This window comes from Azohydromonas sp., assembly GCF_035325925.1.
GTDB lineage: Bacteria > Pseudomonadota > Gammaproteobacteria > Burkholderiales > Burkholderiaceae_C > Calidifontimicrobium.
Genome location: NZ_DAOKZA010000079.1, coordinates 1 through 9107 on the forward strand (window position 1 = coordinate 1; position 9107 = coordinate 9107).

A 9107-nucleotide genomic window follows, 5' to 3' on the forward strand; every position below is an offset into this window, starting at 1 on the left:
AGATGGTGCCGGCGTCGGACTGGATCACCGTCGACAAGTGAGCGCGGCGTGAGCGTGCAGCCGGCGTCGCCTGTCGGGGCCATCCTCGAGGTCAACAACATCGAGGTGGTCTACAACAAGGCCGTGCAGGTGCTGCGCGGCCTGAGCCTGGCCGTGCCGCGCGGCCAGGTCGTCGCGCTGCTGGGCAGCAACGGCGCCGGCAAGAGCACCACGCTGAAGGCCGTCTCGGGGCTGCTCGCGCTCGAGGACGGCGAGATGCCGCGCGGCCAGATCCGCTTCGCCGGCGCCGACACCGCCGCGCTGGCGCCGCACCGGCTGGTGCGCGCCGGCCTGTTCCACGTGATGGAGGGCCGGCGCGTGTTCGAGGACCTGACGGTGGAGGAAAACCTCGTCGCCGCGACCTACGCGCTGGCCGGCCGCCCCGCCGCGAAGGCCGACTTCGACCTGGTCTACGAGTACTTCCCGCGGCTGCACGAGCGCCGCCGCGGCCTGGCCGGCTACCTGTCGGGCGGCGAGCAGCAGATGCTGGCCATCGGCCGCGCGCTGATCGCGCGCCCGCAGCTGATGCTGCTCGACGAGCCGTCGCTGGGACTGTCGCCGGTGCTCGTCGAGAGCATCTTCACCATCATCGCGCGCATCAACGCCGAGCAGGGCGTGTCGATGCTGCTCGTCGAGCAGAACGCCGCGGTGGCGCTGGCCATCGCGCACTACGGCTACATCCTCGAGACCGGCAAGGTGGTGATCGACGGCAGCGCCGACAAGCTGGCCGCCGACGCCGACGTGCGCGAGTTCTACCTGGGCATGGGCGGCCATGACACGCACAAGAGCTACCGCGAGTTGAAGCACTACAAGCGCCGCAAGCGCTGGCTGTCGTGACGCTGCCCGAGAAGACCCTGCCGCAGATGCTGCGCGAGCAGGCGCGTGTGCGCCCCGACGCGGTCGCGCTGCGCCAGAAGGACTTCGGCATCTGGCAGCCGATCACCTGGGCGCAGTACCACCGGCGCGCGCTGCACGTGGGCCTGGGGCTGCGCGCGCTGGGCCTGGGCGAGGGCGCGCACCTGGGCGTGATCAGCGAGAACCGCATCGAGTGGGTGCTGGCGCAGATGGGCGCCGGGCTGGTCGGCGCGGTCACGGTGGGCGTGTACCCGACCAGCCCGACGCCCGAGGTGGCCTACGTGCTGGCGCACGCCGACGTCGAGGTCGTCGTCTGCGAGGACCAGGAGCAGACCGACAAGGTGCTCGAGGCGCTGCCGCAGCTGCCGCGGCTGCGCCGCATCGTGGTGTGCGAGAAGAAGGGGCTGCGCAACACGCCGCCGGAGCACCGCGAGCGCGTGGTCGCCTTCGATGCGGTCGAGGCGCTGGGCGCCGAGCGCGCCGCCGCCGAGGCGGCCTTCGTCGACGGCGTGCTGCAGCGCCAGACGCTGGCCGACCTGGCGCTGATGATCTACACCAGCGGCAGCACCGGCAAGCCCAAGGGCGCGATGATCAGCTACGCCAACATCCGCGGCGTGGTGCCCGGCATCGTCGACCGCCTGGGCCTGGACGCGCACACCACGCACCTGAGCTACCTGCCGCTGTGCCACGTCGCCGAGCAGATGCTGACCACCTTCGCGCCGCTGTACCTGGGCTCGATGGTCAACTTCGGCGAGAGCATCCGCACCGTGCAGGAGGACCTGCGCGAGGTGGCGCCGACGATGTTCCTCGGCGTGCCGCGCATCTGGGAGAAGCTGCACTCGGCGATCAGCATCAAGATGCAGGAGGCCGGCGCGCTGCAGCGCGCGCTGTACGCCTGGGCACTGCGCGCCTGCGAGCCGTTCGCCGAGAAGTCGGCGGCGCAGCGCACGCCCGGCGAGCGGCTGCGCTTCGCGGTGGCGTACCTGCTGGTGTTCCGCGCGCTGCAGAACTTCATCGGCCTGCGCCGCGCGCGCATCGCGCTGACCGGCGCGGCGCCGATCCCGCCGGCGGTGGTGCGCTACTTCCGCACCCTCGGCGTGCCGCTGGTCGAGGTCTACGGGCTGACCGAGAGCACCGGCATGGTCACCGGCCAGCACCCCGACCGCGTCGCCATCGGCACCGTCGGCGAGCCGACGCTGGGTGTCGAGGCGCGCGTGGCCGAGCACGGCGAGCTGTGCCTGCGCGGGCCGATGGTGTTCCAGGGCTACTACAAGAACCCGCAGGCCACCGCCGAGGCGATCCGCGACGGCTGGCTGCACACCGGCGACGTGGTGCAGGCCGACGGCGCCGGGCGGCTGCGCGTCGTCGACCGGCTCAAGGACATCATGATCACCGCCGGCGGCAAGAACCTGACGCCGTCGGAGATCGAGAACACGATGAAGGCCAGCCCGTTCATCAAGGAGTGCATCGTCGTCGCCGACGGGCGCAAGTACGCCGGCGCGCTGATCCAGATCGACCCCGAGACGGTGGGCAAGTGGGCCGAGTCGCGGCGGCTGGCGTACACGCACTTTCGCTCGCTGGTCGAGGCCGCGCCGGTGCGCGAGCTGATCGCCGCCGAGGTCGACAAGGGCAACGCGCAGCTGGCGCCGGTGTCGCAGATCAAGCGCTTCCACCTGCTCACGAAGGAGCTCGACCACGACGACGGCGAGGTCACGGCGACGCTGAAGGTGCGCCGCGCGAGCATCTACAAGCTGTACGCCGACGAGATCGAGGCGCTGTACCGCTGAGGCCCCCGTGCGCCGGACCGCCACGGGTCCGTGATCGCCCCATCGATTGCGGTCGGTGGGACGACGGGCGCTGGCGGCGTCGATGCCGAAGTCGAGTCGTTGTGCGCGAGGGCCGGCGGTTGCGCGAGCGGCGCGCCGCTCGGGGGTGGGTCGACCGCCGGGCCGAAACTTCAGCTTGGCTTCATCTGGCCTGCGTATGTTCGCCAGCTTCGCCTGAAGCGGCGCCGCCGCAACGCGTCACCCCGCCTGGCGCGCCCCGTCACAAGCGCTTGCATCGCTTGCAACCGGCGTGTACCTCTACCCCTATTGGTAATGCAGGATTGATCACGGGCGATCCGCCTGAACGAGGAGACCCAGCTTGAAAACAGCCCATCGCGCGCTCGCGCTCGCCGCCGCCCTGCTGGCGCCGGCAGTGCAGGCGCAGTCCACCTTGCTGCAGCACCCGGGCCGGTTGCTGGCCTCGGGGTGCTTCCAGTGCCACGGCACGAACGGCGTCAACGGCAGCTTCGATGCGCTGGCCGGCGATTCGCGCCAGGACATGCTCGACAAGCTCAACGACATGCGCCGCAAGCGGCTGCGCGACAACATCATGTATCCGCATGCCTCGGGCTACACGAGCGAGCAGCTGTGGCAGATCGCCGACTACTTCTCGAAGCTGCCCAAGCCCTGAATGACCACCGAACACGCAGGAATGCCCATGCTCAACCGACGCAGTTTCGTCTCCTCCCTGGGCGGCGCCTCGCTGGCCGCGCTGTGGCCGCTGTCGGCGAACGCGGCCCCCGTCGGTCGCGTGATCGTCGTCGGCGGCGGCATGGCCGGCGCCGCGGTCGCCAAATACCTGCGCCTGTGGGGCGGCAACGCCGTCGCCGTGACGCTGGTCGAGCAGGCCACGCGCTACACCTCCAACATCATGAGCAACCTCGTGGTGACGGGCCAGATGTCGATGTCGAGCCTGTACTTCGGCTACGGCACGCTGACGAAGAAATACGGCATCAAGCAGGTGACGGGCCGCGTCGTCGGCATCGAGCCGGGCGGCCTGGGCGGTACCTGGAAGCTCACAGTCTCGACCGGCGGCGTGCTGTCCACGCTGTACGGCGAACGCGTCGTGCTGGCTCCGGGCGTGCAGTTCGACGCCGTGCCCGAGACCGGCCAGCCGACGGTGCCGGCGACGATCCTGCACGCCTGGGAAGCCGGACCGCAGACCGAACAGCTGCGTCAGCAGCTCGCGGCGATGCAGCCCGGCCAGACCTTCGTGATGACGATCCCGCCCAAGCCCTACCGCTGCCCGCCCGGGCCGTACGAGCGCGCCTGCGTCGTGGCCGACTACCTGAAGCGCAACAAGCCCGGCGCCCGCGTCATGGTCTTCGACGCCAACGCCGGCATCACGGCCGAGGCCGAGAGCTTCGGCCATGCCTTCGACACCCTGTACGGGCCGTCGATCCTCGAATACCACCCGTCGATGCGCGTCGCCTCGGTCGATTCGGCCTCGCGCACGGTGACCCTGCTCGACGCCGGCAACGCCAGCCACGCGGTGAAGGCCGACGTGCTCAACGTGATCCCGCCGCACCGCGCCGGCGCCATCGTGCAGACCGCGGGACTGGCCAATGCCACCAGCGTGCCGTATGCCGCCGTCGACGTGCGCAGCTTCGAGTCGACGCAGCTGCCCGGCATCCACGTCGTCGGCGACTCGTCGCGCACGACGCTGCCCAAGGCCGGCCATGTCGGCAACCAGGGCGGCAAGATCTGCGCCGACGCGATCATCCGGGCCTTCAACTTCCAGCCACCCGACCCGATGCCGACCGCCAATTCGGCCTGCTATTCGCCGGTCAGCAGCACACTGGCGTCGTGGCTCACGGCGGTCTACCAGTACGACCCGGCCACCGGCTCGATGGTGATCCGCGACCAGGTCACCGGCAGTGCGGCGGCGACCGAGGCCAAGGCGGCCAGCAGCGACAACTTCGGCAAGATGGGCAAGTGGTTCAAGACGCTGATGAGCGACACCTTCGCCTGACGCGCCCATGCCCATCCCACCCATCGAGAACCAATTCAGGAGGAAGACCCCCATGCATGGACAACAACGCGCGCTCGCCGCGTGCTTCGCGGCCGCGCTGGCAACGGGCGCATCGTCGTGGGCCGCCACCACGGTGCAGATCGGCTCCAGCGGCAAGACCTTCGCCTCGGGCGCCGTGCGCTGCGCGACCGACCCGGCCACCGGCACGTCCAGGCCGATGGTCGAGGCCGGGCTCTTCAACCCCAAGCGCAATGTGAGCGCCACCGTGTCGCTCGACGGCGGCGCGGTGGCCACCTTGACGACCGCGAACCCGGCCGCCGAGGTCTGGCTCGAAGAGGGCGAGCACACCGTCGTCGTGGCGCTGAACCGGAAGACCGCCGACAGCTATGCCTACAGCGTCGACGCCGGCCAGTGCAGCCTGCCGGATACCTCGGGCAACGCCTTCAGTGCCGACGGCACGCTCGAATACGCCGCCAGTGGCAAGTCCTACGCCACCGTCACGCCGGGCTGTGCCTGGAATGCGGCCACCGGACGGGCGCAGCCCTACGTGCACCTGTTCGACAACGGCGGCTTCCTGCTCGACGTGTCGGTCAACGGCGTGCCGCTGACGCAACTGAGCGCGCTGCAGCCGCACACGCCGGTCTTCCTCGCGGCCGGCACGAATGTCATCTCGGCCGCCAACGCGAAACTCTCGACCGACCACTACATCCGCGACGGCGGCGACGGCAGCTGCCAGCTGCCGCAATAGGGCGCGGGCCCGGCCGGTGACGGCCCGCGGCGAAGGCGACGTCGGCACGGGCGACGGCTAGACTGCGCCGCCCGGCGTCGCCCTTTCCGGCGACCGGTCACCTGGAGTCCGAGGTGGGCAAGGTCGACACCGCGCTGCTGGCCGGCGCCCTGCTGGGCGGGCTGGCGCTGCACGCCTGGGCGCAGCAGGGCCGCATCGACGTGCGCAACGCGCTCACGCCGATGGGCACTTCGTCGTCGAACGGGGTCGCGTTCGCCTGGTTCTTCGATTCGAACGATCGCACCGTCTACGTCTGCCACGCCGGTCCAGGCGCCGCCGACAGCGTCGACTGCCGCGCGCGGTCCCAACTGCCTTGAGCACTGCCGGGCGCAGCCGCGCCGGCGTCAGCGCAGCAGCGGCCGACCCGCCAGGGCGACACGCTTGCGCAGCGCCGTCGTGCTCGCCGCCAAGCGCGCCAGCGCCTTCGTCGGTGAGAACACGTGGCTCGACCCGTTCGGCGGCGACGCCTGCGACGCCCATGCCGACGCCTCGCGCAATGTCGGCGCGGGCGAGCGTTGCGCCCACGCGTCACCGCCTGACTCGCCGCGCTGATTCCCGCGCCCGAACGCCTCACGCCCGGTACGCTGGCCTGCCGCGACCCCACCGCATGGGGCGACACCGAATTCCACGACGCGAGCTGCCGCGACGCCCTCCACGCCCACACGTGGAACTGTGGGGCCGTGGCCTGCAAGGGAGGCACACGATGAAAAGCTGGCTGCTGATCCTGCTGTTGCCATGGCTGCTCGCCGGCTGCGTGCTGGAACGCTACAGCTTGCCCGACGACTACCGCCCGGCGCACGAGACCGCGACCGCACCGCTCGCCGACGGCGCGATCTTCCAGGGCAGACTCGACGCGCAGAAAGGCGGCGCGCTCACGCTGCGCTTCGTCAAGACCGGCGCGAACCGATACCTCGTCGAGCACCTGGCCCTCATGCCGGACGGCGACGAGCCCGCTTTGCCACCGACGCACGTGCACTTCCTGCCGCTGGGCGGCACGCACTACGCACTCCACTGGCGAAGGCTAGGCGATACGACGCAGGGCTACGCGCTGGTGCGTCTCGACGCCGGGCACTTCCTGCTGCTTGAACCGCTGAGCCAGTCCTCGACCCTTGCGCTGGCGGAGGCACACGGCATCGCCGCCCAACCGCCCGGCGTCGCCGGCGGTTACACGCTCAACTCGCGCGACGAAGCGCGCGTGCTGGCCTTCTTCAAGGACCTCGCCACGCGCAAGACCGAGCCGACGCTGACGCTCGCCGCGACGGATCAAGCGCCGACCGCCCTGCGCGCCCGCACGCTCGCCAAACTCGCGGTGCACATTCCACGGCTCACGCGCGAGCAACTCGGCACGATCGGCGACGAGGAGGCCGTCGTCGCCTGGGCGCAAGGCCTCGCACGCGAGGGCAACGGTCACGGCCAGTATCTGCTCGCGCGCCTCCTCGCCAACGGCTGGGGCACGCCCGTCGACGGACCGGCGGCGCTGCGTGAAGCGGACGCGGCCATGAAGAGTGGCGTGCCTCAGGCCGGGCACGTCGCCGCGTACGTGCTCTATCACGGCCTGGGCATGCCCGCCGATCCGGGACGGGCGCTGCCCTACGCGCGCCGCGCGGCAGACGCCGGTTCGCCAGGCGCGATGATGGTGCTCGGCTTCGCCTACGGCAACGGGCGCGGCGTCGCGCTGGACCGGGCTGAAGCCAGACGCTGGATGAAGCGCGCCGCCGACCTCGACTACGGCCCCGCGCACGCGCAATGGGCCGACCTGCTGCTCGACGACCGGACCGCCGCCAGCGACGCGCAGGCCGTCGCGGCCCTGGAGGCCGGCATCAAGGCGGGCGATGCCAACGCCCACAGCCTGCGCGGCTTCATGCACGAGAACGGGCGCGGCGGCCCGCAGGACTACGCCGCGGCCACCGCGCATTTCCTCGAAGCGGCCAAGCGCCGCCACGCCTATGCGACGTATCTGGCAGGCGAGCGGCTGCGGCGTGGCCAGGGCATTCCCCAGGACATCATCCGGGGCCGCAAGCTCCTAGCCCGCGCGGCGAAGGCGGGCGTGGCGGAAGCCCAGGCGGCGCTGGCGCGCAGCGACGTCGTGCTGCCCGGCACGACCTGCGTCCGCGGGCTGTGCGGCAACAGCCTGGCCGACGCGACCCCGCACCCGCGCCAGGCGGAATCGCCCTACGTGTTCGCGGGCCTGCGCTTCGGCGCGTCGTACGGCGAGGCGATCCGCGTCTTCGGCGAGCCGGAGCGCATCGACGCCAGCACGGCTTCGACCGAGCTTTTCTGGGCGAACGGCAAGTTCGAGGTCAGCTATCGGGCGGCGACGGGCTTCATCAACGGCTTCACCGTCACGGGCCCGGAGGGCGCAGCGTTCGTGCGGGCCCGCGCGCCCGCAGAGCGCCTGCTGAGGCTGCTCGACCTGCCCAAAGACCAGGTGCCCAGCCTGATGGGCCCACCGACGAAGGTCTGGTACGACGACCGGCGCATGGACTGGGATCACGCGATCGACTCACGCCGGGATGCCAGCGTTTTCCTCGAGTGCACGCGCGGGGCGGAGCGGACCTGCGACTCGATGATGGTGCACTGGAGCGGGGCGGCGACCTCGGATCCGAACGACGGCGTCGATGCGCAGGGCCTGCGGGTGAGCCCGGTCTGCGCCAGGGACACCTCTTATCGAAGCAGTCTGGAAAGATCAGGCTTCGTGCGCGCCAGCGGCCATGCGCAGACCCCCTCGTGGGCGCTGGAACTGTACAGCCATCCCGCCAGCAGGCGCTGGGTGTTGATGGGCAAGTACCTTGAGCCGTCGATATGGGCGGAAACGCCAGCTCCTTGGGAGTTGTGCGAGCTGGCCAAGGGGGTGGGCGATCCGCGCGCGCAGCCTTGGTACGCGACCTATTTCAAGACATGAACATCGGGGAACCCGCATGAGCTTTTCACGCCATCTGGCCGGTGGCCTGCTTGCCTGTGGCCTGGCGTTTTCGTCGCTGCCCGACGCCCACGCCAAGTTCACCGTCTGCAACCGCAGCGGGAAAACCTACACCTACGCCATCGTGCAGAACTTCTGGCACATGAATTTCCAGACCCTGATGCCTTACTCGACCTGGCGCATCGACGGCTGGTTCGAGTTGAAGCCGGGGTGTACCGAGATCATCGAGCGCGAAGAGCAGAACAGTGGCTTCTTGTTGTTGCAATACCCGCAGGGCAATCGTTGGGTGACCGCGACGTATCCGGTGCGCGACATCGGGCGGGGGAACGAAACCACCGGCACGCGGCGGACATTCTGCGTCTCGCAAGACAAGTTCCGGCGCTGGGAAAACACCCTGGACGAACTCGCGGTCTGCCCCAGCTACATGAGGCCGGAAAGGTTCTCGATCTATTTCCAGAACAACGTCGACACCCACCTGAGGCTGACGCTGGATTGAGCGCCCCCGACCCGAAGCGCTGGATCAGCGTGACGGTGCGGCCGTGGCCTTGATCCGTCTTGAGCTTGGCGCCATCCAGGCGATGTGTCCCGTGACCACGCGCCGCACCACCTGCAGCACCGGCGTGACCAGTTCGGGCTGGGCAGCCAGGAGCACGGTAAGCGTGGCCCGAAGACCCTCTTGACGAGATCGCCGGATCAGACGTCGAGGAC

10 protein-coding genes are annotated in these 9107 nt (G+C 70.2%); 9 read left to right on the forward strand and 1 reads right to left on the reverse strand.

Annotation, left to right across the window (positions count from 1 at the left end; translation table 11 throughout):
* Window positions 1-48: 48 nt before the first annotated feature.
* The 9 genes from PKC53_RS17890 (at window position 49) to PKC53_RS17930 (ending at window position 8895) form a co-directional block, all read left to right on the forward strand.
* On the forward strand, window positions 49-876 hold the full coding sequence (locus PKC53_RS17890; RefSeq protein ID WP_324431108.1) for an ABC transporter ATP-binding protein: 828 nt from the start codon (window positions 49-51) through the stop codon (window positions 874-876).
* Window positions 873-2681: an AMP-dependent synthetase/ligase gene (locus PKC53_RS17895; RefSeq protein WP_324431110.1), complete on the forward strand. Its 1809-nt coding sequence runs from the start codon at window positions 873-875 to the stop codon at window positions 2679-2681. Before PKC53_RS17890 ends, PKC53_RS17895 begins: the two co-directional genes overlap by 4 nt.
* A 358-nt stretch (window positions 2682-3039) precedes the next feature.
* Window positions 3040-3351, forward strand: a complete 312-nt coding sequence (locus PKC53_RS17900; RefSeq protein ID WP_324431112.1) for a class I cytochrome c — start codon at window positions 3040-3042, stop codon at window positions 3349-3351.
* Between the two features lie 27 nt (window positions 3352-3378).
* Window positions 3379-4692 carry an FAD/NAD(P)-binding oxidoreductase gene (locus PKC53_RS17905; protein WP_324431114.1) on the forward strand — a complete coding sequence of 438 codons (1314 nt, stop codon included), beginning with the start codon at window positions 3379-3381 and terminating at the stop codon, window positions 4690-4692.
* Between the two features lie 7 nt (window positions 4693-4699).
* Entirely contained in the window at window positions 4700-5440 is a 741-nt protein-coding gene (locus tag PKC53_RS17910; RefSeq protein ID WP_324431116.1) for a hypothetical protein, read from the forward strand.
* A gap of 113 nt (window positions 5441-5553) precedes the next feature.
* Window positions 5554-5796: a hypothetical protein gene (locus PKC53_RS17915; RefSeq protein WP_324431118.1), complete on the forward strand. Its 243-nt coding sequence runs from the start codon at window positions 5554-5556 to the stop codon at window positions 5794-5796.
* A gap of 79 nt (window positions 5797-5875) precedes the next feature.
* Entirely contained in the window at window positions 5876-6031 is a 156-nt protein-coding gene (locus PKC53_RS17920) for a hypothetical protein (RefSeq protein ID WP_324431120.1), read from the forward strand.
* A gap of 151 nt (window positions 6032-6182) precedes the next feature.
* Entirely contained in the window at window positions 6183-8381 is a 2199-nt protein-coding gene (locus PKC53_RS17925; RefSeq protein ID WP_324431122.1) for a tetratricopeptide repeat protein, read from the forward strand.
* Between the two features lie 16 nt (window positions 8382-8397).
* The gene (locus PKC53_RS17930; protein ID WP_324431124.1) at window positions 8398-8895 is read left to right on the forward strand and encodes a hypothetical protein; all 498 of its coding nucleotides are present in this window, start codon (window positions 8398-8400) and stop codon (window positions 8893-8895) included.
* Window positions 8896-8919: 24 nt separating this feature from the next.
* On the opposite strand, the gene PKC53_RS17935 is transcribed toward PKC53_RS17930, so the two are convergent.
* On the reverse strand, window positions 8920-9107 hold a 188-nt coding region (locus PKC53_RS17935; RefSeq protein WP_324431126.1), incomplete at its 5' end, for a hypothetical protein.